Raw genomic sequence first — 25,106 nt, 5'->3', positions numbered from 1 at the left:
CAGTGGAAGTCATAAACTAAATTTAGGGGCGGTTTACGTAATTCAAAACATAGCAATTACGTAAACCGCCCCCAGAATTTTTTAGGCGTAAGTTATTTACCCATCAACAAACTTAGGTCGACCTGTTTATCTGCGTGGTATGAAGATCTAACAAGCGGACCGCTGGCCACGCTTTTAAAACCGAGTTCTTCAGCAATACGGCCAAACTCTTCAAACTCTTCTGGGGTAACGAACCTTTCTACCGCCAGGTGATCACGGCTTGGCTGCAGGTATTGGCCCAAGGTGATCATGTCGATATCGTGCGCTCGCATGTCTTTCATTACCTGAATAAGTTCTTCAGGGGTTTCACCCAAGCCCAGCATCAAGCCGGATTTGGTCAGTACATCGGGGCGGCGCTCTTTGTATTTTTTAAGCAGGTCGAGTGACCATTGGTAGTCTGAGCCGGGGCGGATTTTTTTGTAGAGGCTAGGCACTGATTCAAGGTTGTGATTGAACACGTCTGGCGCTTCTTTTTCGAGAATATCCAGCGCAACGTCCATACGCCCACGAAAATCTGGCACCAGTACTTCAACCCGAATACCGGGCGTGCGAGCACGGGTTTCGCGAATACAGTCTGCAAAATGCTGGGCGCCACCATCGCGCAGGTCATCGCGGTCTACCGAGGTAATAACAACATATTTAAGCTGCATTTCGGCAATGGCTTCGGCCAGTTCTACCGGCTCGTTTTCATCCAGTGGATTGGGGCGGCCGTGGGCCACGTCGCAGAATGGACAGCGGCGGGTACAGACTTCGCCCATAATCATAAAAGTTGCGGTGCCGCCGCTAAAACATTCACCCAAGTTTGGGCAAGCGGCTTCTTCGCAAACTGAGGCCAGTTTGTGCTTGCGCAGAATTTGTTTGATGCGGCTAATTTCTGGGCTGGCTGGCAGTTTGGCGCGAATCCACTTGGGCTTTGCCGGCAGCTCGACGGTGGGGATCACCTTTACCGGGATACGTGCGACTTTTTCAGCGCCACGCAGTTTTTCGCCCTGCACGACTTTTTTCATGATGCTTGTTTCTCCGCTGCCACCGTTGGCAGATTATTATCTTTGCTAGCTTCGATTGTTTGATAGCCTAATTTCTTTGCCAATATCTCGCCCAGTTTTTGCGACACAATGGTCATGGCAGGCGCTTCTCCGCGCTGCTGGCTGAGGTCGGTCACTTCTAGGCCTTGGTGGCCACAGGGGTTAATGCGCTTAAAGACGCTGAGGTCCATATCGAGATTCAGGCTAAGGCCATGAAAACTGCAGCCCCGGCTAACCCGTAAACCAATCTGGGCAATTTTGGCACCGCTTTCAACATAAACACCGGGCGCATCGGCACGGGGATGGGCTTTTAGATCCAGCCCAGCAAGGTATTCAACAATGCTTTCTTCAATAGCGGTAACCAGCTCACGCACGCCTAGGCCTCGGCGACGCAGATCGATCAACACATAGCCCACTAATTGACCGGGGCCGTGATAGGTAACCTGCCCACCGCGATCTACTTGTACAACGGGAATATCGCCAGGCATTAAGAGGTGTTCGGCTTTGCCCGCTTGCCCTTGGGTAAACACGGCGTCGTGTTCGAGAAACCACAGTTCATCGTGGCTGTTTTCGTCGCGGGTTTCGGTATAGCCCTGCATGGCGTGCCACACAGGTTCATAGGGCTGATGCCCTAACTCGCGAATATACAGTGTGCCGGTATTTTTCTTTTCAGCCATTACAGCACCATTTTCACAATGCCAGTGGCTTTGAGGTCGGTAAAAATATTTTCTAACTGGGGTTGGCCAGTGGCTACAATCGTTATGGTCACAGCAAGAAAGCGCCCTTCGCGGCTCATACGCTCGGTAATTCGCTCTTCATATACTACGTCGGCATGATCGCGCATGATTTCAATAACGCGGGTACGAAGGTCGGCCTCGGCATCCCCAATGACTTTAATGGGATAGTCACAGGGGAATTCAATTTTAGGCGGTTCTTGCTGTTGGCTCATGGCGGTCATACCGGAATCAGACCAATGAAAAACAGTACCAAGGCATCCCAAATTCGTTTGAAGATGCTGCCTTCTTTCACGCTTTCAAGCGCCACCAGCGGCACGCGCAATTGTTCTTCATCGTTAAGGGTAACCACCAACTCACCGTAGGGTTGGCCCTGTTCGATGGGCGCGGTGAGTTCATCGTTAACAATCAGTTCTGCATTGAGCGCTTCGCTCTTACCGCGAGGAATAGTCAGATAGACATCTTCTGCCACACCGAGGCTGACGCTATCTTTGGCGCCTTTCCACAGTTTGCTGCTGCTCAGTTCATCACCGGCGTTGTAAAGGTGGTGGGTTTCAAAATAGCGGAAACCATAAGACAGCAATTTCTGTGTTTCACGCTCACGCGCAGATTCACTAGAGGTGCCCATCACCACAGAGATTAAACGCATTCCGTCACGCACTGCCGAGGAAACGAGACAGTAACCCGCTTCTTGGGTGTGACCGGTTTTCAGGCCGTCGACACTGGGGTCACTCCACAGCAGGCGGTTGCGGTTTTTCTGTTTGATGCCGTTGAATTCAAATTCTTTTTCGCTGTACAGCTTGTACTCTTCTTTCTGACCGATAATGGCCTTGGCCAGAATCGCCAGATCACGAGCTGAAGTGTAATGTTCTGGGTTCGGCAGGCCGTGGGAATTTACATAATGGGTATTATCCATACCCAACATTTGCGCATGTTGATTCATCATACTGGCGAAGGCATCTTCACTGCCCGCCAAATATTCCGCCACCGCAAGGCTGGCATCGTTACCGCTGGAGATCACAATCCCTTTATGCAGTTCACCCAAGCTGACTTGCTTGCCCACCTCGATCCACATCAGGGATGAGCCGTTAAAAATTGGGTTTTGCGCCCAGGCATTTTTGCTGATGGTGACCATATCACCGTTGTTAACTTGACCGTGTTCCAGCTCATAGGCCAGCACATAGCTGGTCATCAGTTTGGTTAAGCTGGCGGGGGGCAAACGCTCATCGGCATTTTCTTCAACCAGTACGGCGCCACTATCGGCATCAATCAATAAATACCCGGAAGCGGCAATAGCCGGTGCGGCGGGAATCAGATTAATCTGGGCCTGAGCCAATCCGGGCAATAGCGCCAGTAAACAGTAAATTACGAGGTTTTTTACAGACGTTGCCGCCCGAGTTTTATTCACAGCTAAAATCATCGTTACCTTGACGTTTTTTTGAGTTCGGCACCGTATTGCCGAACAAATTAAAAGTTAGCTTCAACCGTACTGTTTTCAACCAACAACTGCGGCTGACCTGACCATACTTTGGCCAGATTTTTACGTGCGTCCTGCACAGTAGAGAAGTCTTTCAATGGCCCCACTCGCACTCTATGTATTGCCGAGTCACGCTGGGAACTGGAGGCAATCTGCACAGGAAAGCCCAAATTCGCGCTTAATGAGGCTTCCAACTGCTGAGCAGAGCGCAACTGCTGAAATGCCGCCACTTGTAAGAAATACTGCGTTGGCTCGCCAATTAACGGGCTATTATCCGTGTCAATGACCTCAATTTCCACCGCTGCAGTACCCTTATTCGCGAAGCCAAGTTTGACCGCAGCGGAATAAGAAAGGTCAATAATTCGATCATCATGGAAAGGGCCGCGATCATTTACCCGCACGACCGCCTGCCTGCCGTTCTCCAAATTAGTAACGCGAACAAACACCGGAATAGGCAGGGTTTTATGGGCGGCGCTCATTGAGTACACATCATAGACCTCGCCATTTGAGGTATAACGGCCATGAAATTTAGTGCCGTACCAAGACGCGGTACCACGCTGACTAAAGCCCTTGTGATCTTCAATAAGCTGGTACTGCTTGCCCGCGACCACATAGGGAGTTTTATTGCCACGGGGCAAAATCGGCTCATTGCGCGGCTGGGCATCTTGCATTTCAGCAGCGGTAGGTGCGCGCAGCGGCGTACCATCTTTTTGGCTGGCAAAGTCACTTGCACTGCTCCCAGCCTTGTTTGCCGGGGGAGTTGTGGAGCAAGCCGCCAATAATAAGGCCGCCGCAAATACCAGTCCCTGGGTGGAAAAGCCCAGATCACCTACTCTCATTATCAACGGCTCGCGGTCATGCTGGCGTGGTATTTTTCAGCGACCAATTGGCTGAGTTGCCAAGCGGCCATGGCGTACATTGCACTGTGGTTGTAGCGGGTAATCACATAAAAATTATTCAGTCCAACCCAGTATTCATCCCCCTCAGCGCCGTCCAGTTTCATGGCTGTCGCCTTTAGCTCACCGGCGAGCTTCGCTTCCGGGCGAATGCCCACCTTCGCCAGTTCTGACAGGGTTTTTACCGGTTTCAAACCGGTGTTGAACTGGGCATCATCCACCGATTTGGCCAGCAGAGCGGGAAAGGCAACGGGTTCGCCTTTCTTCCAGCCGTGCTCAGCAAAATAATTGGCGACACTACCGATGGCATCTACGGGATTGTTGACAATATCGGCCTGATTATCGCCGTCAAAATCGACGGCGTAAGCGCGATAACTGCTGGGAATAAACTGACCATAGCCCATAGCGCCGGCATAGGAACCCACCAGCGAGAACGGCTCAAATTGCTGCTCGCGCACCATCAACAGGTATTGCTCCAACTGGCCGAGGAAAAACTTGCCGCGCTTGGGATAATCAAAACCCAGAGTGGCTAGCGCATCCACTACCCGGTAGCTGCCTTTATTGCGACCGTAACGGGTTTCTACGCCGATAATGCCCACGATCATTTGGGCAGGCACGCCGTACTCAGCTTCTGCGCGCTCTAGGGCATCGCGGTAGGTATTCCAAAACTCAACACCTTGGTCAATGCGGGTGTCTTGAATAAAGATGCGACGGTAACGGCCCCAGGTCATTACCGATTCCGCAGGGCGGGCGATGGCATCCAGAATAGATTGTTTTTTCTCAGCACCGGCCAACACACCATTAACCCAATTAGCGTCAAAACCATGTTTCTTGGTCATGGTTTCAATAAAGCTCTGCGCCTGAGGATGCTCACTATAATTCGCCATACTGACCGCCGGCAGAGATACCGCTGCGGCCACTGCCAGTTTAGCGAGTGCGGATTTTACCCAAGCTGATTTAACGGTATTACGCATTTTATTTTCTAACCTCATTACTCGCAGAACATTTTACCTACTGATGCACTAAACGCTCATCGGCAAAGATGCCCATTAAAATTCCAAATCCGATCAACAAACTCACCAGCGAGGTTCCGCCCTGACTCACCAAAGGCAGAGGCACACCCACAACTGGCAACAGCCCGGAGACCATTCCCATGTTAACAAACACATAGACAAAAAAAGTGAGGATAATACTCCCGCCCAATAATCGGCCGAAGCTGTGCTTGGCCTGTGCGGCAATCCACATTCCCCGCAAAATAATCAGTCCGTAGAGCAGCAATAGCAGCAAAACCCCGCGTAAACCGAACTCTTCGGCCAATACCGCGATAATAAAATCGGTGTGGCTTTCTGGCAGAAAATCCAGATGGGATTGGGTGCCGAGCATCCAGCCTTTGCCTTCAAAACCACCGGAACCAATGGCGGTTTTAGATTGAATGATATTCCAGCCTGCACCGAGCTTGTCGCCTTCGGGATCTAGCATGGTAAGAATCCGGCGGCGCTGGTAGTCGTGCAGCACAAAGGTCCACATCGGCCATGCCGCCAGCGCGAGAGCCCCAATACCGGAGAGAATGAACCACCAGCTCAAACCGGCGAGAAACAGCACAAAGAAACCGGCGGCAGCCACCAGAATCGAGGTTCCCAAATCCGGCTGCATCGCCACTAAGACGGTGGGAAGGCCAATAATGACCAAACTGCCTGCGGTAAATCGCCAGTTAGGCGGCAACGGGTGGCTGGACAGATACCACGCCACGGTTATCGGCAGCATGAGTTTAGCCAACTCGGAAGGCTGGAAACGAAAACCGCCTAAACTCAACCAACGCTGTGCGCCCTTGGCACCAACGCCAACAAACTCTACTGCTAGCAACATCAGCACACAGATCACAAATCCCGCCGGTGCCCAGCGGCGAATCTGCTCCGGGTGGAACTGCGCCACAATAATCATTACCACAAAGGCGACGGACATATAGCGGCCCTGACGCATCACTGCGGCTTGGCTGCCATCACTGGCGCTGTAGAGAACAAACAGCCCGGTGCCCGCAAGTAGTAGTAGAAGAAATAACAGTACCGGATCGATCCGTAAGCGCTGCGACAAGCTGCGCTCACGGGGCATAGTGCCGTGACTGTTTGGCAGTTGGCGGACAAAATCGGTATTACTCATCGGAGTCCTCGCGACTCATCTTCAGCGCTTTAGCGCTGGTGTCACCAAGTAGGTAAGCATCAATAACAGCGCGAGCCACCGGCCCGGCCACACTGCCACCATGCTCACCATTTTCAATTACCACGGCCACCGCAATTTCCGGCTTTTCTGCCGGGGCGAAAGCAATAAACAGGGCGTGGTCACGCTTGGCGATGGCCAAGGCCTCGGCATCGTATTTTTCATCGGCGGCAATACTCACTACCTGAGCGGTACCGGTTTTGGCCGCTAGGGTATATTCAAGCCCCCGCTGCAAACCGCGCGCAGTGCCGCGCTGACCATAAATTACCGCTTCCATACTGGCGCGCACCGCATTCCAATCCGCTTGGGAAACATCTTCAATTTTACCCAGAAGCGGGGCTTGCACCGGCTGGCCGTCTACTGCGGCCAGTAAACGCGGCGCACGCAACTCACCCTGAGATGCCAATACCGAGGTTGCCACGGCTAACTGTAAGGGTGTGGTCAGCATAAATCCCTGACCGATACCGATATTAATAGTCTCACCGGGATACCAGTGGCCGCCGTACACGTTTTCTTTCCACTCCCGAGAGGGCATCAAGCCCCGGCGCTCATTGGTGGTGTCTATGCCGGTGGCATTACCCAGTCCAAAACGCACACCAAAATCATGCAGGCGATCAATACCTAAACGGTAGGCCAGCTCGTAATAGTAAACGTCGCAGGACTGTTCTACTGCCTGCTCTAAATTAATGGAGTAGCCATGACCGCCCACCTTCCAATCGCGGTAGCGGCGCTCATCATTAGGCAGCGAGAACCAACCCGGATCGACAAAACGGGTATTGGGCGAAACCACGCCATAATACAGACCCGCCAATCCCCAAATCGGTTTTACCGTCGATGCTGGCGGATATTGACCCTGCAATGCCCGATTAAACAGCGGCAAGTTGCGGTCGCCACTCAGCGCTTGGTAATCCTTGGAGCTAATGCCGTTTACAAACTGGTTGGTGTCGTAACTGGGCGTGCTCACCATGGCGATCACCCCACCACTTCTGGGGTCGATGGCGACGACCGCGCCGCGCCGTCCGGCCATGGCACTAAATGCCACTTCCTGCACCTGGCTGTCGACATGCAGTTGAATATCGCCACCGGGTAGCGGGTCGTGCTGTTCCAGCACCCGCAGAATACGGCCGTGGGCATTACTCTCGGCATTTTGATAACCGACGATGCCGTGCAGCAAATCTTCGTAGTATTTTTCAATACCGATCTTGCCGATAAAGTCGGTGCCGCTGTAATTGACCGGATCAATAACCTCCAGTTCCTTCTCGCTGATGCGGCCAACATAGCCCAGCAAATGGGCAAATAATTCGCCCTTGGGGTAATGCCGAACCAGCTGGGCATCCACCTCAACACCCGGCAGGCGATAACTGTTCACCGCCAGCTTGGCGATTTCTTCTTCGGTCAGCCGGAATTTAAGCGGAATGCCCTGATAGGGGCGGCGATGCCGCAGGCGGCGTTCAAATTGCTCAACATCTGACTCGTCTAGGGCGATGATTTCAGCAATCGCGGCGAGCGTATCATCAAGGGATTTAATGCGCTCACGGGTCAGCGTTAGGGTGTAGCTGGGAATATTTTCGGCCAGCAATTCGCCGTTGCGGTCAAAAATCAGGCCCCGCTTAGGCGGCAATGGCAATAATTGAATGCGGTTGCGGTCAGACTGGGTTTTGTAGATGTCGTAATCAATTAACTGCAAATGACTGTAGCGGTACACAATAACGCCGATCAGTGCACTGACAAACAGGAGGCAGTAGATCATTCGGCGTTTGTATTGCCGACGTTCACGCTGGGTGTTTTTTAATTGTTGTCGTCTGGGCATGCCGCAAAAAGTCCGCCCTACCGGTGATAGGGGTGTTTAGCCAGAATCGTCCATGCCCGATACAGTTGCTCAGCCAATACCACGCGTACAAGCGGGTGCGGTAAGGTCATGGCCGACAGCGACCATTTTTGCTTGGCGATCGCAAGGCAGTCGGCGCTAAGCCCGTCGGGCCCACCCACCAATAAGCTGATATTGTCTCCGTCCATTTGCCAGCTTTCGAGACTGCTGGCCAGCGATTCCGTGCTGATTGATTTTCCTTTTACATCCAGTGCCACCACAGTGTCGCCTTTGGGGATTGCAGCCAACATGGCTTCTCCTTCCTGGGCGATAGCGCGGCGTATATCGGTGTTCTTGCCGCGCTTTGACAGCGGCAGATCGCGAATCTCAAACTGAATTTCCGGGGGCAGACGCTTGCGGTATTCCGCAACACCGTCATCGACCCAAGCTGGCATTTTACCGCCAATACAAATCAGCGAGACCCGCATAACCGGCGTTATTCCCCGGCGGTATCAGGTGACGCAGGAACCGACCAGAGGCGCTCCAGATCGTAAAACTGGCGGGCATCGGGCTGCATAACGTGCACTACTACATCGGCGAAATCGACCAGAATCCAATCGCCAGAACGCTCACCTTCCATGCCAATGGGGGTGTAACCCTGTTTCTTGGCCTCGCTCCAAACATTGTCGGCCAGCGATTTCACATGGCGGCTTGAGGTACCACTGCAGACCACCATATAGTCGGTCACGCCGCTGATTCCTCGCACATCTAGCACGACAATGTCTTTGCCCTTAACATCCTCAAGGGCATTCACGATTACTTGTTTTAAATTATCAACATCCATCCAGGGTTTTACTCATCAATCAAAAAACGCAAATCAGTATCAGCGGCGATAAAGCTGCTGCTGATTTATAAAATCAATTACCGCATCGGGTAGCAGGTAGCGCACCGATTGCCCGCCGACCAAACGCTCGCGAATATCCGTGGCTGAAATCGCCAACTGCACCAACTTCAGCTCACAAAATCCGCCACGGGATTGCAAGCCCAACTGCGATTTATCACAGGCCGCCTTGCCCAATTGATCGGCCACCGCCGCATCCAATTGCAGCTCGTAATCAGGCCGACCCAAGGCCAGAATATTGGCCAAACTCAATAGACGCTGCCAATCGTGCCACTGGTGCAGTTTATTCAGCGCATCACTGCCAACAACTAAAGTCAGGGCAATGTCCTCGCCCACTTCTGCGCGAATTTCACTCAGCGTATCCACCGTGTACGAGGGGGTATCGCGCAGCAATTCGCGGGCATCCACCCTTACACCCGGCTCGCCGTGAACCGCCGCCATCACCATGGCCAAACGCTGTTCGCTACTGGCCGTTGGGCGATCACGTAACGGCGGGCGATTACTTGGCAACAACCACAATTCATCGGCAGCCAATTCTTCTCGCACTTCCACCGCCGAACGCAAATGGCCGTTGTGAATAGGGTCGAAGGTGCCGCCAAAAATAGCGATATGACGCAAGGGCTTACTCACTGACGAATATGGCCGTCGCCAAGTACCACATATTTCTGGGAAGTCAGCCCTTCAAGCCCAACCGGACCTCGGGCGTGAATCTTGTCGGTGGAAATGCCAATTTCCGCACCCAGACCATATTCAAAACCATCGGCAAAACGGGTCGAGGCGTTAACCATTACCGAGCTGGAATCCACTTCCCGCAGAAAACGACGGGCGGTGGTGTAATTTTCGGTAATGATGGATTCGGTATGGCGAGAGCTGTACTGCTCAATATGCGCCATGGCCTCATCCAGCCCCTGCACCACGCGCACAGAGAGAATCGGCGCCAGATATTCGGTGGCCCAATCTTCATCAGTAGCGGCAACCGCGCCATTTAATACCTGACGTGTGCGTGGACAGCCGCGCAACTCCACCCCTTTTTCCACTAACAGCTCGGCAATGGGTGGCAATAATTCTTCGGCACGACTTTCAGCCACCAAGAGTGTTTCCATGGTGTTACAGGTGCCATAGCGATGGGTTTTGGCATTGAGGGTGATGGCAATGGCTTTTTCCGCATCGGCCTCATCATCAATGTAAACGTGGCAAATACCGTCGAGGTGCTTGATCACCGTGACAGTGGCATCGTTAGCAATGCGTTCAATCAAGCCTTTACCGCCACGGGGCACCACTACATCCACATATTCTGGCATGGTGATCAATTCGCCCACCGCCGCCCGGTCGGTAATTTCCAACACTTGTACTGCGGTTTCAGGCAAACCCGCTTCAGCTAAACCGGTGCGCAGGCAAGCCGCCAGCGCCTGATTGGAATTCAGCGCCTCTGAGCCGCCACGCAAAATTGCCGCATTACCGGATTTCAGGCACAGGCTGGCCGCTTCAACAGTTACATTGGGACGGGATTCGTAAATGATGCCAACCACACCCAGTGGCACACGCATTTTGCCAACTTGGATGCCGCTGGGACGATAATTCAGATCACTGATTGCTCCTACGGGGTCCGCTAGTGAGGCGACCTGATGCAGACCTTCAATCATGCCGTCGATGCGTTCTGGAGTCAGAGCAAGACGATCTAGCAGCGCCGCATCTAAACCGGATTGTTCTCCGGCCTGCAGATCTTTTTGATTGGCGGCAATAATCACCTCGCGGCTGCTATCAATGGCCGAAGCGATGGCCAGCAGCGCACGATTTTTAACGCCGGTATCGGCGGCAGCCACAATACGCGCCGCAGTACGGGCCTGTTGACCCAGTTGGCGCATATAGTCTGTTACTTGCATTGTTGTTCCTCAGACCTGCTCACAAAGCGAGCGGCAGATAAAACGGGCATTATAACGAAAGCGGGGGCTCGCCTCTATGTAAACCGCACGCTTCAGGCGAGCGCAGTGATTCAATCCGAGGCGTGATCGTCGGCGTATTCGCCAAGTAGGCTGTGCAGCTCTTCCAGCAAGCCCAATGGCGTATTGAATTCGAGCAATGGATAGGTTGCCGATGGCGGCATCGGCAGCAATTGCGCTAGGCGATACACCAAGCCGGCAATATCGGTAACGGTAATATCAATCCCCAAGCGCGCAACATGAGGATGCTCGCTCAAGGCCTCCAACAGGGCGCGATTATTAGCCAGCAAACCCTCGACAATTTCAGGCGCCAATTCACTCTGGCACTCACTGTCATCGCCCTCGTCGCCCAGCTCACACCACTCAATATCGCCGCGATTCAGACCGCTTTCTGCCAGCCAGAATTGCTCCAAGCGGAAGCGGCGAACGCCCTCAATGGTGATACTCAGCAGGCCGTCTTTGGTTTGATCCCAATCGACAATGCGCGCCTCAACACCGTATTCGGCCAGCTCGATTTCATCGCCACCCTCGGCAGCCACCTCGGCGCCCTGATGCAACCAAACCACCCCAAAGCCTTGATCGTTGCGCAGACAGTCCCGCACCAAATCCAGATAACGGCGTTCAAATACCCGCAATGCCATTCGGCCGCCGGGAAACAGCGGCATACCCAGCGGGAATAAGGGATAGTCTTTTTGCAGCTCAGCCATTTGCGTTTATTCCGCCGTCTTAACTACCACGTCAGCTGCTACACCTTCTGGCCCCAAAGGTTTAAAGACCAGTACCAGTTTGGGCAGCAACAGCATGGCCCCGGCCAGTGCGGCAATCATTGCCAGCGCGGTAAGCAGGCCGAAGTAGATGCTAGGCGTGAAGTTCGACAGCATCAGAATGGAGAAGCCGAAAATAATAATCACCGAGGTGTAGTACATGGCCCGCCCGATACTGCCGTGACAGCGATACATGGTTTGCAGGTAGTTTCGATCTTTTGGAAACTCGCTGATAAAGCGGTGCACATAGTGGATGGTGTCATCCACGCCAATACCCACGGTAATCGCAGCAATGGTAATGGTCATCATATCCAGCGGAATGCCCGCCAAGCCCATGCCTCCCAACACCGCACCGGCGGCCAGCAAGTTGGGCGTGAGCGCAATCAATGCCAGGCTAAAGGAGCGGAACAACACCATAAACATGGCGAGAATAGCCACAAACACCGCGCTCAGCGTCAGAATCTGCGACTTGAACAGGCTTTGCAGCATATTGTTGTACAGCACCAACATGCCAGTGAGATGCACTTGCTCAGGTTCAAAGCCCAAATCATCAATCAGATGAGCGCGAACCTGTTTCAGCAACTCATTGCGATGCAAGGTGCGGCTGGTTTCTTTAACCCGCAGGCTAATCCGCGCCTGATCCGCCTCGACCGAGAGGTAGGGGTCGATCAGAATTTCATTGATGGATTCCGGCAGGGAACGCGCCGCCAATGCCAATTGCAAATCATCGACATTGCCCATCACCATTTGCATCACCTCGTAGAACGTCGCCAGTGATAGCACCTTACCGGTTTCTTCAAGGCCGTCCATATAATCGTGGACTTCCTGAATGCGCTTCAGGCCCGCCACGGTGAACCAATAGCTATCGGAAGTGCTGGCGGAAGAACCAAAGCTGCCCCCAAAATCCTCAGCGAAAGGATCTGTGGCAAAAGGATCATCCGCAAAATCATCCCCCGCAAAATCGTCATTAGCGAATTCATCATCGGCCAGATCCGCTGCGGGCGCGGTTGCGCTTGCCACTGGCGTATCTACTTCAACTTCAGCCGTAGGCTTGGGCATATCTAAAATAATATCCAGCCCGATAGTACCGCCCAGCTCGGAGTCGATGGTTTCCATGCCCTGATAAATTTCAGTGGTGTCGTGGAAGTAATCAATAAAGCGATTTTCCACTTTTAACTGGGAAATTCCCCAACCACTCAACGCCAGCAGCAGCACCGAAACCACAATAATCACACCGCCATAATGCTCCGTTGCCTTGGCAAACATCAGTGTGAATGAGGTTTTACTGGCTTCTCCGCCGCGCTCTTCCTTGCGTGGCAACAGCATTAAAACACAGGGCAAAATTACAAAAGCCATTACTAGGGCGGCCAATACGCCCATGGTCATCATCCAGCCAAAATCAATAACCGGACGAATACCGCTAACTACCAAGGAGGCAAACGCCACCAAGGTGGTCAACGCGGTATACAGGCAGGGCCGCAGCATTTTTTGCACGGTTTGCAGCACAATGTCGTACTGACTGGCCTTGGGAAATTCATTGGCCAATTCGCGATAACGCACCACCAAGTGAATGGTAATGGCCAAGGTCAAAATCAGCAGCAGGGCGACAAAATTGGCGGAGATAACCGTGAGCCGCCAATCCAGAAAGCCCAACAAACCCAGCATAAACACCACCGTGCCCAAGCAGGTGGAAAGCGGAATCAATACCCAGCGCAGGCTGCGGAAAATCACCGCCAGCATAGCGACAATAAATAGCAAAATGCCGGTGCCGAATAATTTCAAATCGCCTTTAACAAAGTCGATCATATCTACGGTAATCATCGGCACACCGCCGAGGAATAGCTGGGCATCGCCACGATATTCCTCAATGATGCCCCGCGCAGAAGCCACCAATTCCTCTGAGCGCTCATGGGCTTCTGCGGTGTAATCCGCAAAGGCCTTTTCCGCAGCGTGCAATTTCAGCTCGGATTCAATATCGCCCATTCGAGCCGCATCACGCAGATCGTTACGGATATTCATCAACTCAAAGTATTTTTCATCGCGCTGCAGATTGACCTGCAATACCGTGGTTTTGCCATCAATACTGGTCAGCAATTGGCGATAAATCGGGCTGCTGGTAAATTCTTTCAGCGCCAGCTCCCGGTCAATTTTAGGGTCACGCAGAGTAGGAATATCACCGCCCGTCACTTGGCTCAGGCCCACCCGTGGGCTATCTAGCAGCGGCACATCCAGTATGGTTGTTACGCCGGAAACACCGGGCAGTGCGGCAAACTTGGCACGCATGGCATCAATGGTTTGCAGCTGCCGGTCAGCCAGTAAAAAACCATTGGGGCGATAGGTCACTACCAAAAAATCTTCGCTGCCATAGCGCTTCACTATCTGCCGGTAATAGGCCAGCGAGGTGTCCCCCTCCAGTACCAGCGCTTCGGAAGACGCATCCAATTTCAAACTGGGAATGTAACTGCCCAACCAACCGAGCACGGCAACCAGAATCACCATGGCTAAGGCCGCATGGCGCAGTAAAATTTTCTGGTAGAGCGATTCCACTATCGCGTTCATTTATGATCCTTTAATACAGTTCAGGCTGTTCAGCAGCCCTTCCATTTCTTTAATTTTTGTTGATCGCAGCAACGCGAACTACTCACCCCAACGCGGCACCAACGTTTGCGCAATGCCCAAATGATCCAGCACCCGCGCCACCACAAAATCCACCATATCAGCAACCGATTGCGGCTTGCGGTAAAACCCCGGCGAGGCCGGCATAATGGTTGCGCCCATCTGACTCAGGCTCAACATATGTTGCAGGTGAATGGTTGAAAGCGGCATTTCCCGTGTTACCAGTATTAACTGCCGACGCTCTTTGAGTACAACATCCGCCGCCCGTTCAATTAAATTATTACTGGCGCCACAGGCGATGGCTGAGAGCGTGCCGGTGCTGGCCGGACACACCACCATAGAAGACGGCGCGCCACTGCCAGAAGCCACCGGCGCCATCCAGTCTTCCCGGTCGTGAACAAACAATTGTTCAGCGCGAGATTCGGCGCCACAGGCTTGCAAGAGCTGGGACTTTAATTGCCGACTATTGGCAGAAAATTGCAGCTCGGTTTCCGTGGCGATCACCAATAATGCCGCCTTGGAAATCATCACATGCACCTCGCACTCTGCCGCCAATAAACACTCCAGAAGGCGCAGGCCATATTGCGCTCCCGAAGCGCCAGTGATGGCTAAGGTGACTCGTTTACGTTCACTTTCCGATTTCACGTTCTCGCTTTCTCTTACTCTTGCTCTTACTCTTGCTCTAGCGCCTTCACCACTTTTTGGTGAACACCCCCAAAACCGCCATTGCTCATAATCACTAGATTATCCCCGGCGCGTAACTCTGCAACGAGCTCAGCAACAAGTTGATCCAGATTGGAACTCAAACGCGCCGGCACCGGACTGTTTTCAATCACGCTGTCTAGCGACCAATCCAAACCGGGCGGCTGATACCAAATCACCGCATCGGCATCGGCACAGCTCGCCGCTAATCGATCCCGATACACTCCCATACGCATGGTATTGGAACGCGGTTCAATCAAAGCAATAACCCGCCCGACTCCAGCAGCATCAACTCGGCCCCGTACACCCGCCAGCGTGGTTTCAATTGCCGTGGGGTGATGTGCAAAATCGTCGTAAACACGAATACCGGCAATATCAGCCAGTAATTCCATACGCCGTTTTACGCCCTGAAAACGACTGAGTGAGGCCACCGCCGTTTGCGGAGTAACCCCAACATGGCGAGCGGCAGCCACCGCCGCCAGCGCATTATTAATATTGTGCTCGCCGGTATGCGCCCACTGCACCGTGCCCATTGACTGGCCTTCGAACAAAACCTCAAATTCAGAGCCATCGGCCGACAAGGATTTAGCCTGCCACTGCGCTGGCTCCCCTGCCGCACTAAAGCGTTCACACTCGCTCCAGCAACCCATCGCCAATACTTCATCAATAGCGGGCACGGCCACCGGCGCGAGCAAACGCCCGGTCGCGGGTACCGTGCGAATCACATGATGAAACTGGCGCTGAATTGCGGCCAAATCAGGAAAAATATCCGCGTGATCAAATTCCAGATTATTAATAATCAGCGTGCGCGGACGGTAGTGAACAAACTTGGAGCGCTTATCAAAAAAGGCGCTGTCGTACTCATCGGCCTCAATCACAAAAAAATCTGAACCGCCGATGCGCGCAGAAATACCAAAGTCTCCCGGCACACCGCCAATTAAAAAACCCGGCTCATAGCCGGCGTCTTCCAATAACCAAGCGAGCATACTTGAGGTTGTGGTTTTACCGTGGGTACCAGAGCAAGCCAAAACCCAACGCCCCTGCAAGACATGCTCATTCAACCACTGCGGCCCAGAGGTATAGCGCAAACCGCGATCCAGCATATATTCCACAGCGGGATTGCCGCGACTCATGGCATTGCCCACCACCACCAAATCTGGCTCGGGCTGCAAATGGCTGGGATCGTAGCCCTCCATCAGAGTAATGCCCTGCTCTTCCAATTGGGTGCTCATTGGTGGGTAAACATTGGCATCGGAACCGGTCACCGTATGACCGAGCTGACGCGCCAAAATCGCCAGACCACCCATAAAGGTGCCGCAAATGCCGAGGATATGGATATGCATAAACAAAAATGCCACTCAAAAATATGAGTGGCATGGTATCACTGCTTAGGAATAGAAAGCAGCCGTTGCAGTTAGCACCCGGCTTAAGAAAGCTCTAGAAGTTAAAGGCGAACCTACAAATAAGGAATAACGTCACGAGCGATGCAAGCTTGGTCGCCACCGGAACGGAAGAAGCGGAATTTATATGTAATAAATGAGCATTCCGAGTACCGCTGGCGGCCAAGATTGCGAGCGCAGTAGCAAATCCAAGCCTAGAACTTGGCGCCTACCCACACCCATAGTTTATCGGTATCAACTAACGTTGAGGCTGAGTCCGCCGAAAACGCAGCATACTTAATACCCGCATAGTAGTTTTTGCCGAAAGCTTTGCTATATACCGCATCAACTTCGCTGCCGTAATCCGAAGCACCAGCGCTGTCATCATCAACCGCAAAGTCGTGATAGATCACACTCCAAGCACCACCGCCCAGCTTACCGCCAACAGAGAGGTAGGTATCTTCCAGACCTGCCGCCGGTGTCACCAGAAAGTTATCCGCCCAGCCGTTAAATTTATGCATTGTCGCCAGCGGCGTTTGGAAGGCATCGGTAGCGTCATCGGAGCCAAGCAACTCATAACCCAACTTCACGGTGATGCCGCTTACCACCACACCACCTTCAAGCAGAGCGTAGTCGGTATCGGTTTTCGCACCCGCCGCTGGCTCTTTACTTTGCGATGCATATTCCGCAGTGTAAAGAAACTTCACATCACCGCCGGTAGAGCCACTAAAGCTGGCCCCCATAGTATCGCGCTGCAGGTCAGTAGCATCGTCTTCCAGCATATAGCTGTAGGCGACAAACTTACCGATAGCGGAGTTATAGGCAATATTGAACAGCACATCGCTGGAATCCATATCCGCTGCTTCTGCGAAAATACGGTTGCGCTTGTAGAGATACGCCGCGTTTACCGTAACTTCTTTACTGGGTGAATAGCTCAGGCTCAAACCATCAAAGGTTTGCTTGTCTTGGCGCCAACCCACGTGACCGATAAAGCGGTGACCGTCGTAAGTTAATACCTGACGCCCCAACTTGCCGGTAAAACCTTTGTTTTTATACTGAATAAAACCTTGATCCAGCTCAGTGGTTTCCGCATCGGCAATCACTGAATATTGACCGGTCTTGTAGCCGGCTGGCGGTACAGAATAATCCCCTTCCCCCGCGACAATGCGAACGTCTTCCGCTTCAATGGTTGCAGAAAATCCATTCAGGGTGCCGGTGGTGTAGCCAAACTGGGAACGCAATGTTAACGCCGTGGCATCCTTGAGCGCGTTATCTTGCTCAACAGATTCATAGCGCAGGCGAAAATCGCCATACGCCTTACCATTTGCCAATGCGTAGGCAAAATCATCGGCATAGGCCGAAGGTATTGCCGCCACACTTCCCATTATCGCTGCCGCCAACAGGCCCTTTTGCATCTTTGAGGCTTCTTTCAACTTCAACATGGTTACTCTCCAAAAGCGTTGTACAATTTTTGTTTTTTACTGCTAGAAAAGCGGCTATTTTTAGCTCGCCTTCCAGCCAGGGATTGTTATTGGATTGCACCGACAGCATGAGAAGTCTCTCCACCTCAACACGACCACGATGCCTTTACCCAGTGGCTGAAAGGGGTTTAGCAAGTGACGCGCCAAAATAAAAAAAACGAGAAATTAATTTTAAAAATTGTTTTATTTCATTAAGTTACAGCGATTAAAAATTTCCAATCTGCGATTTCAAGCCATCTTCCGCACCAAAAAGCCCCAAGCCAGCCAAGGCGGAAATAACCAAAACAGTTCACGCGCGCACCAAAAAAAGATTTCCGGAAAGGCAATGGAAATAAATCGCGCACCATTTTGCAGCGCACGCCAAACCTAATTTGATACGCGCAGACCTGCGCAAAAAGAGCTTAGCGACTGAGCGACCAGAACAAGGCCAGTGCTAAAACAAAGGAAAGCCCCTGCCAAAAACGCAGAGGATGACGCCGCACCAGCGGCTGATATTCCGGCTGGCAAAAGGCCGGATTGGGGTGTTTGAGATCGTGAACAAATTCAGCGATATCGTTGTAGCGAAGCTCCGGACTGATGCTCAACGCCTTTTGTAGGGCTTTATCCATCCACACCGGAATCAGCGAATTGTATTTACAGGCCGAAATATAATTCAGGCGATTAAAGGCCGTGCTACTGCGACAAGACTCCAACCTACCCTCGTAGGGCAGCTTGCCAGTCAGCATTTCAAAGGCGATCACCGCCAAGGAAAACTGATCAGAGCGCGCCCCCGGCTTACGCCCCAGCACGTGCTCAGGCGCAGAATACTGGGCCGTGCCCAACACCACATCGCGTTCAATCGGGGTGACTATTTCCGCCACACCGGCAACATAACAAGCACCGAAATCAATCACTTTGATGCTGTCGTCGGGCAGCACCATAATATTGTCCGGCTTAATATCTTGATGCAGCGTATCGCGACGATGCATGGCCAATACCGCCTTGGCAATGCTCTCGAACATGTCGATGGCGTCATTAATGGCCGGCCGCCCGGTCTCAAGCCAACGCCCCAGCGTTTTACCTTCAAGATATTCCGATAGGTAATACAGCGAGCGCGGCGCCTGCGGCCCATCGACAATTTTCACCACCCCGGCATGATCAATGCGCCGACCAATCCAACTTTCCAAAATGAATCGCTCAATATACGCGGGATCATCCTCATAATTGGCCGAGGGGGTTTTCATCACATAATGCCGATCGGCATTGGCATCGTAGACTTTATAAAGCTGACTGCGGGTACTGGCGTGCAATTCTTCCACCACCACCAAGCCGTCGATCACCGCCCCTTCCGTCAATGGCGGTGGAAACGGTAACTCGGTCAAACGCCGATACACTTCCTGAGTATCTTCCAGAGGCAAGCCGGTAACACGCACCAACTGACAGCTCAAATTATCTCGACTATCTGCCGCCAAAGCGGAATCAAGCAAACTTTCAGCAATCAGCCCCAGATCAGCATCGCCCTCAAGCGCCGCCTGTAATTCACTAGCCGTTAGCGAATCATGTACGCCGTCACTGCTCAGCAGATAGACATCGCCCAGCTCAATATCAATGGCGCGATAATCCACATCGAGGCTGATATCCAGCCCCATCGCTCTTGTTAAATAGGTTTGCTTGCGCCCGATCTGGCGCGCATGATCGCGGGTTAACTGCTCGAAAATACCCTGCCGCAGGCGATAAACCCGCGTATCGCCCACATGAAAAATATGCAGGGTGCGCGATTTAAATACCGCCACACTCAAGGTAGAAACATAGCCTTTTTCAGCGGCGTTATAGCTTTGCCCCTGCGCGTAAAGCCAGCGATTCAAGGCATTCAATACTTGCTGAGCCGAGCGCTTTACCGACCAAGTATCCGGGGTGGAATAGTAGTCGTTCAAAAAACCGGTGACACAGCTTTCAGCGGCTTCTTTACCCGCCTCCGCCGCCGACACGCCATCGGCAATCACCACCACCGCACCCTTGGTCGCCAATTGGTGATCATCGGGCACACGAATACCAATGCTGTCTTCATTGACGGGTTTGACCCCAGCACGACTGTGCTGAGCAACATCCAGTTTCAAACCATCGTCAAAATACATTCAGCATTTCCAAAACAAGAAAAACGGCGCTCACAAACTGCAAGCACCGCTAATACGCTAATTTTCAGCGCCCTAATTAATCAGCTCACTTCAATCAGCGCAACTGAACCGTCTTCATTGTATTCAGCAATATGCCCTTTGGGTTCGGTCATAAACTGCACCGCCACAAAGATCACCGCCGCACAACCTGCAATCAGCATAAAGAAAGTAGAGGCATCAACAAAGCTTAATGCGGTCAGGAAGATTACCGCACCGACATTGCCGTAAGCACCGGTCATACCTGCAATCTGCCCAGTCATGCTGCGCTTAACCAGTGGCACAATCGCAAATACCGCACCTTCACCCGCTTGTACAAAGAAAGAACAGCACATGGTGGCAATAACCGCCAACCAGATTGGCCAAGCAGACGTGATTTGGCTCAGCACCAGATAACCAATTGTCAGACCACAAATCAGAATAGACAGCGATTTACGACGGCCCACTTTATCTGACAAATAACCACCACCGGGACGCGCCGCCAAGTTCATAAAAGCAAAGCCCGAGGCCAACATACCCGCTTTAACCGCATCAAGCTGGAAAGTATCCATGAAGAAAAGGGGCAGCATAGACACCACCGCCAACTCTGAGCCAAAAGTAACGAAGTAAGCCACATTCAAAATAGCCACTTGCTTGAACTCATACTTCTGCATTTCAGGGATTTCCACCCCATTCAACACATCGTGGTTCACGCGCAAAATCTGGCTGATTTGCACCACAAACATCACCGCAAGAACAATATAAACCGCCAGCGCCGCACCGTTGCTTAGCAAAGCCAAATTCACCGGTGACAATTTCCAAGTTAGTACCGCCAGCGCCAAATACATGGGCACACACATAACAATGTAAAACACCAAATCGTGCTTGCTAGTCACTACCAGCCCGCCAGATTTTTTCGGCTTAAAATAGGTTGAACCTTTGGGGGTGTTACGCGCCTTGATATAAAAGAAAATACCGTAAACGCCGGCAATCACACCGGTCATCGCGGTGGCATAACGCCAGCCATCATCACCGCCAAACATCAGGGCAATGGTGGGCAAGCTCAGCGCCGCCGCTGCGGAACCAAAGTTACCCCAACCGCCGTATACGCCCTCGGCCAAGCCCACTTCTTTAGCGGGAAACCACTCACCCACAAGGCGAATACCAATAACAAAACCGGCACCGATAAAGCCCATTAAAAAGCGCATCAAGGCCAGCATTTCATAGCTATTGGCAAAGGCAAAAATACAGCACACCACACTGCCCGACATCAGCAGTCCGCTGTAAACAATGCGCGGACCAAAACGGTCCACCAACATGCCGATAATTACCCGCGCCGGAATGGTGAGCGCCACATTCAAAATCATCAGCGCTTTAACCTGCTGCCCGGTTAAATCAAAGGCTTCTTTAATAGAAGCCAATAGCGGGGCGTGGTTAAACCAAACTACGAAGGTAAGAAAGAAGGCAAACCAGCTTATATGAAGTAATCGAATTCGGGCCTGCTTTAAATCCAGCAGATTGAGGCTTGGTGAAGACATGTACTGCTCCTGTCTCAGTTTTGATCATTTCAGAGCATCTCGCCCTTTTCGGGGCCCACTGCTCGGCTTGACCGGTCTTTAGCAAGCCCTATGCCATCCGCAAAAACAAGCTTCCGCAAGCCCCGCAATACAGGCATATCTATTTGTTTTAATTAGATAATTTTAATTTCTCAAAAAACCGGAAACAAAAAACGCACCAAAAACAACCACACAAGCCGATCAAGCCAAACAAGAAAAACGCACCAATTCGGATCACCTGCGCACAATTTAGACCATTTTTCCGCTCACCCAGCCCAAGCAAAAGCACCAAAAGCAGGCGCAATAAATTTTAACTTCAATAATTTCAATGGCTTAAAAACAAATTAGAACAATGGCACATTCATTGCTAAGTACCAGTCGATGTCACCATCCACCAATAAAAACACAATCGGATGGCGTAAAAAAATTGAAAGGGAGAAGTACGATGTCTGACAAAAAGCACCTGATAGTGGTTGGTAACGGCCCCGTAGGCCACCAGTTTCTAGAATCGATTGCCGCCAGCGGTAAAGCCGGCGACTACCATATTACCGTGATTGGCGAAGAGCCCCGTCACGCCTATGACCGTGTTCATCTGACCGCATGGTTTGAAACCCGCGAAGCCGCCTCTCTTAATATGGTTGCTGACGGTTTCTATGAAGAGCACCAGATCACCGCGATTGCCAATGAGAAAGTAGAAGGCATTAATCGCGCTGACAAAATCATCAGCACCGACAAGGGCAACACCTACCAGTACGACACCCTCGTGCTGGCCACCGGTTCGTTCCCCTTTGTCCCGCCGGTGCCCGGCCACGAGCGCGATAACTGCTTTGTTTACCGTACGATTGAAGATCTGGAAGCCATTACTGCGGCCTCTAAAGATGCCAAAGTTGGCGCGGTTATCGGCGGTGGTCTGCTCGGCCTTGAAGCGGCCAAAGCCATTAAAGACCTTGGCCTTGAAACCCACGTTATCGAATTTGCGCCACGCCTAATGGCGGTACAAGTTGACGATGGCGGCGGCGCACTACTGCGGAAAAAGATCGAAGATCTGGGCGTAAAAGTACACACCCAGAAAAACACTCAAAATATCGGTGATGGCGAAACCGCCAAACATAAACTCAGCTTTGCCGATGGCGCGGAGCTGGAAACCGACATTCTGGTATTTTCTGCCGGTATCCGCCCGCAAGATGCACTGGCCCGCCAAAGTGAGCTGGAGATTGGCGAGCGCGGCGGTATTGTGATTAACGACAACTGCCAAACCTCTGATCCCGATATTTACGCGATTGGTGAATGTGCATTGTGGGGCGGTCGTATTTACGGTTTGATCGCTCCCGGCTGGGATATGGCCCGCGCAGCGGCTGATCACGTACTCGGCGGCGCAGAAGGCAAAACCTTCACCGGCGCTGATATGAGTACCAAGCTCAAGCTAATGGGCGTAGACGTTGCCTCCATTGGCGATGCCCATGCCAACACCCCCGGCGCCAAGTGCTACACCTTTATTGATGAGCAGGCCGAGGTTTACAAAAAGATTGTTGTTAGCGAAAGCGGCGAGCACCTGCTGGGCGCAGTATTGGTTGGCGATGCCGAAGACTACGGCAATCTGCTGCAATTCGCGCTGAACAAAATCACCCTGCCCGAACACCCAGAGGCGATGATTCTGCCCAATCTGGACGGCAGCGCCAGCGTCGGTTTGGGCGTGGATGCCCTGCCCGACACCGCACAAATCTGTAGCTGTAATAACGTGAGCAAGGGCGATCTTTGCGCGGCAGTTCAAGGCGGTGCCACTACTGTTGGCGATCTTAAAGCCTGCACTAAAGCGGCCACCACCTGTGGCGGCTGCACCGCACTGGTCGGCCAAGTACTAAACGCCGAACTGACCAAGCTCGGCGTGGAAGTGAACACCGATATTTGTGAACACTTCCCTTACACCCGCCAGGAAATTTACCACTTGGTGCGCGTTGGTCAGATTAAGAGCTTTGAACAATTGCTGGAAAAACACGGCAAAGGTCACGGCTGCGATATCTGTAAACCTGCGGCGGCCAGTATTTTAGCCTCCTGCTGGAACGACTACATTCTGCAGCCAGAACACGCCGGCCTGCAGGACACTAACGACCGCATGTTGGCCAATATGCAGAAAAACGGCACCTACTCTGTGGTACCGCGCATGGCCGGTGGTGAGGTCACGCCAGATGGCTTGATTGCCGTGGGTACCGTTGCCAAGAAATACAATCTATACACCAAAATCACCGGTGGTCAGCGGATTGACCTGTTTGGCGCCACCCTCGACCAACTGCCACTGATCTGGAAAGAATTGATCGACGCCGGCTTTGAAACCGGCCACGCCTACGGCAAATCACTGCGTACCGTGAAAAGCTGCGTTGGCTCAACCTGGTGCCGTTACGGCGTGCAAGATTCGGTTGGTGCGGCCATCGATATCGAAAACCGCTACAAGGGCCTACGTTCACCGCACAAACTGAAAATGGCGGTTTCTGGCTGTACCCGTGAATGTGCCGAAGCACAAAGCAAAGACGTGGGTGTTATCGCCACCGAAAAAGGCTGGAACCTCTATGTTTGCGGTAACGGCGGTATGAAACCTCGCCATGCGGATTTGTTTGCTTCAGATATCGACACCGAAACCCTGATCAAATACGTCGACCGCTTCCTGATGTTCTACGTGCGCACCGCAGATCGCCTGCAACGTACCAGCGTATGGTTGGACAACCTCGAAGGCGGCCTCGACTACCTGAAGAAAGTCATTATCGAAGACTCGCTAGGCATTGCCGCCGAGCTGGAAGCCGAGATGGCGCTGGTCATTGATAACTACCAGTGCGAGTGGAAAACCACCATCGAGAACGAAGAGCGGGTCAAGCAATTCCGCAGCTTTGTCAACGTAGACGGCGGCGACAAGGACATTGTCTTTGTACAGGAGCGCGGCCAAATTCGCCCCGCGACCGAGGAAGAAAAAGCCCGCAACGAAGACCTGATCGCGGTGGCTTAATCGCCCAGCCTTTTATCTGATCATATCCGGCCGCCCTGTATTGGGCGGTCTAAAGGAGAAACACCCATGTCCTGGACAACCATTTGCAGCCTCAGCGACATCAACCCCAATGCTGGGGTTTGCGCCCTGCTCGGCGAAGAACAAGTCGCCATTTTCAAAGTTAACGGCCAAATCTACGCTATTGGCAATAAAGACCCGTTCAGCAATGCCAATGTACTGTCACGCGGCATTGTTGGCAGCTTGAATGACACCTTGGCCGTTGCCTCACCCCTTTATAAACAGCATTTCAATCTCGAGACTGGCATTTGTCTCGAAGATGAAACCGTCTCTGTGCCGTGCTATCAGGTGCGCACCGAGGGCGATCTGATTCAGATCGCTATTTAGCCTGGCTACCCGCTAGACTAAAGTCTCCCCCCTTGGGCCGCCTCGTGCGGCCATTTTTATTTATAGC

Annotated in this window: 21 protein-coding genes; 2 read left to right on the top strand and 19 right to left on the bottom strand. The window is 52.4% G+C overall.

The genetic code is table 11. The features are described 5' to 3' along the window. Positions 1–92: 92 nt before the first annotated feature. The 19 genes from lipA to IB286_RS07490 all read right to left on the bottom strand — a co-directional run bounded on the left by lipA (position 93) and on the right by IB286_RS07490 (position 21,642). Positions 93–1,046 carry a lipoyl synthase gene (gene lipA / locus IB286_RS07580; RefSeq protein ID WP_190764129.1) on the bottom strand — a complete coding sequence of 318 codons (954 nt, stop codon included), beginning with the start codon at positions 1,044–1,046 and terminating at the stop codon, positions 93–95. After that, complete coding sequence (lipB, locus tag IB286_RS07575) at positions 1,043–1,741, bottom strand: lipoyl(octanoyl) transferase LipB (RefSeq protein ID WP_190764127.1); 699 nt, start codon at positions 1,739–1,741, stop codon at positions 1,043–1,045. The genes lipA and lipB overlap by 4 nt, the downstream gene beginning before the upstream one ends. Next, positions 1,741–2,013, bottom strand: coding sequence for an HP0495 family protein (locus tag IB286_RS07570; RefSeq protein WP_190764125.1), 273 nt, complete (start codon positions 2,011–2,013; stop codon positions 1,741–1,743). Before IB286_RS07570 ends, lipB begins: the two co-directional genes overlap by 1 nt. A gap of 5 nt (positions 2,014–2,018) precedes the next feature. Next, positions 2,019–3,134 carry a D-alanyl-D-alanine carboxypeptidase family protein gene (locus tag IB286_RS07565; RefSeq protein WP_223826227.1) on the bottom strand — a complete coding sequence of 372 codons (1,116 nt, stop codon included), beginning with the start codon at positions 3,132–3,134 and terminating at the stop codon, positions 2,019–2,021. A gap of 131 nt (positions 3,135–3,265) precedes the next feature. Further along, positions 3,266–4,114: a septal ring lytic transglycosylase RlpA family protein gene (locus tag IB286_RS07560; protein WP_190764121.1), complete on the bottom strand. Its 849-nt coding sequence runs from the start codon at positions 4,112–4,114 to the stop codon at positions 3,266–3,268. A gap of 2 nt (positions 4,115–4,116) precedes the next feature. Further along, entirely contained in the window at positions 4,117–5,145 is a 1,029-nt protein-coding gene (gene mltB, locus IB286_RS07555; protein ID WP_190764119.1) for a lytic murein transglycosylase B, read from the bottom strand. 37 nt (positions 5,146–5,182) lie between these two features. Next, positions 5,183–6,328 (bottom strand): rod shape-determining protein RodA, encoded by a 1,146-nt coding sequence (gene rodA / locus IB286_RS07550; protein WP_190764117.1) that lies wholly within the window; start codon positions 6,326–6,328, stop codon positions 5,183–5,185. Next, positions 6,321–8,195 (bottom strand): penicillin-binding protein 2, encoded by a 1,875-nt coding sequence (gene mrdA / locus IB286_RS07545; RefSeq protein ID WP_190764115.1) that lies wholly within the window; start codon positions 8,193–8,195, stop codon positions 6,321–6,323. The genes rodA and mrdA overlap by 8 nt, the downstream gene beginning before the upstream one ends. Positions 8,196–8,212: 17 nt before the next feature. After that, positions 8,213–8,680 (bottom strand): 23S rRNA (pseudouridine(1915)-N(3))-methyltransferase RlmH, encoded by a 468-nt coding sequence (gene rlmH, locus IB286_RS07540; RefSeq protein ID WP_190764113.1) that lies wholly within the window; start codon positions 8,678–8,680, stop codon positions 8,213–8,215. A gap of 8 nt (positions 8,681–8,688) precedes the next feature. Continuing rightward, positions 8,689–9,036, bottom strand: a complete 348-nt coding sequence (gene rsfS, locus IB286_RS07535) for a ribosome silencing factor (protein ID WP_190764111.1) — start codon at positions 9,034–9,036, stop codon at positions 8,689–8,691. 39 nt (positions 9,037–9,075) lie between these two features. Beyond that, positions 9,076–9,723, bottom strand: a complete 648-nt coding sequence (nadD, locus tag IB286_RS07530) for a nicotinate-nucleotide adenylyltransferase (RefSeq protein ID WP_317889724.1) — start codon at positions 9,721–9,723, stop codon at positions 9,076–9,078. Continuing rightward, positions 9,720–10,976, bottom strand: a complete 1,257-nt coding sequence (locus IB286_RS07525; protein WP_190764109.1) for a glutamate-5-semialdehyde dehydrogenase — start codon at positions 10,974–10,976, stop codon at positions 9,720–9,722. Before IB286_RS07525 ends, nadD begins: the two co-directional genes overlap by 4 nt. A gap of 110 nt (positions 10,977–11,086) precedes the next feature. Further along, positions 11,087–11,740: an LON peptidase substrate-binding domain-containing protein gene (locus tag IB286_RS07520; protein ID WP_190764107.1), complete on the bottom strand. Its 654-nt coding sequence runs from the start codon at positions 11,738–11,740 to the stop codon at positions 11,087–11,089. A 6-nt stretch (positions 11,741–11,746) separates the two neighbouring features. Next, entirely contained in the window at positions 11,747–14,356 is a 2,610-nt protein-coding gene (locus tag IB286_RS07515; RefSeq protein ID WP_190764105.1) for an efflux RND transporter permease subunit, read from the bottom strand. Positions 14,357–14,434: 78 nt separating this feature from the next. Then, the gene (locus IB286_RS07510) at positions 14,435–15,058 is read right to left on the bottom strand and encodes a flavin prenyltransferase UbiX (RefSeq protein ID WP_190764103.1); all 624 of its coding nucleotides are present in this window, start codon (positions 15,056–15,058) and stop codon (positions 14,435–14,437) included. 26 nt (positions 15,059–15,084) lie between these two features. Then, positions 15,085–16,458, bottom strand: a complete 1,374-nt coding sequence (mpl, locus tag IB286_RS07505) for a UDP-N-acetylmuramate:L-alanyl-gamma-D-glutamyl-meso-diaminopimelate ligase (protein WP_190764101.1) — start codon at positions 16,456–16,458, stop codon at positions 15,085–15,087. 251 nt (positions 16,459–16,709) lie between these two features. Then, positions 16,710–17,936 carry an alginate export family protein gene (locus IB286_RS07500; RefSeq protein WP_190764099.1) on the bottom strand — a complete coding sequence of 409 codons (1,227 nt, stop codon included), beginning with the start codon at positions 17,934–17,936 and terminating at the stop codon, positions 16,710–16,712. A 440-nt stretch (positions 17,937–18,376) separates the two neighbouring features. Further along, complete coding sequence (locus tag IB286_RS07495) at positions 18,377–20,089, bottom strand: bifunctional protein-serine/threonine kinase/phosphatase (RefSeq protein WP_190764097.1); 1,713 nt, start codon at positions 20,087–20,089, stop codon at positions 18,377–18,379. Between the two features lie 80 nt (positions 20,090–20,169). Further along, positions 20,170–21,642, bottom strand: a complete 1,473-nt coding sequence (locus tag IB286_RS07490) for a NarK family nitrate/nitrite MFS transporter (protein ID WP_190764095.1) — start codon at positions 21,640–21,642, stop codon at positions 20,170–20,172. A 463-nt stretch (positions 21,643–22,105) separates the two neighbouring features. On the opposite strand from IB286_RS07490, the gene nirB reads away from it, so the two are divergent. Both nirB and nirD read left to right on the top strand, forming a co-directional pair. Next, entirely contained in the window at positions 22,106–24,655 is a 2,550-nt protein-coding gene (gene nirB, locus IB286_RS07485; protein ID WP_190764092.1) for a nitrite reductase large subunit NirB, read from the top strand. A 66-nt stretch (positions 24,656–24,721) separates the two neighbouring features. Beyond that, positions 24,722–25,039, top strand: coding sequence for a nitrite reductase small subunit NirD (gene nirD, locus IB286_RS07480; protein WP_190764090.1), 318 nt, complete (start codon positions 24,722–24,724; stop codon positions 25,037–25,039). Positions 25,040–25,106 lie beyond the last annotated feature (67 nt).

The sequence above is a fragment of the Spongiibacter pelagi genome (assembly GCF_014705705.1).
In the GTDB taxonomy this organism is placed as follows: domain Bacteria; phylum Pseudomonadota; class Gammaproteobacteria; order Pseudomonadales; family Spongiibacteraceae; genus Spongiibacter; species Spongiibacter pelagi.
Note: the sequence above shows the minus strand (reverse complement) of the source record. Positions and strands in the feature narration are given on the sequence as shown.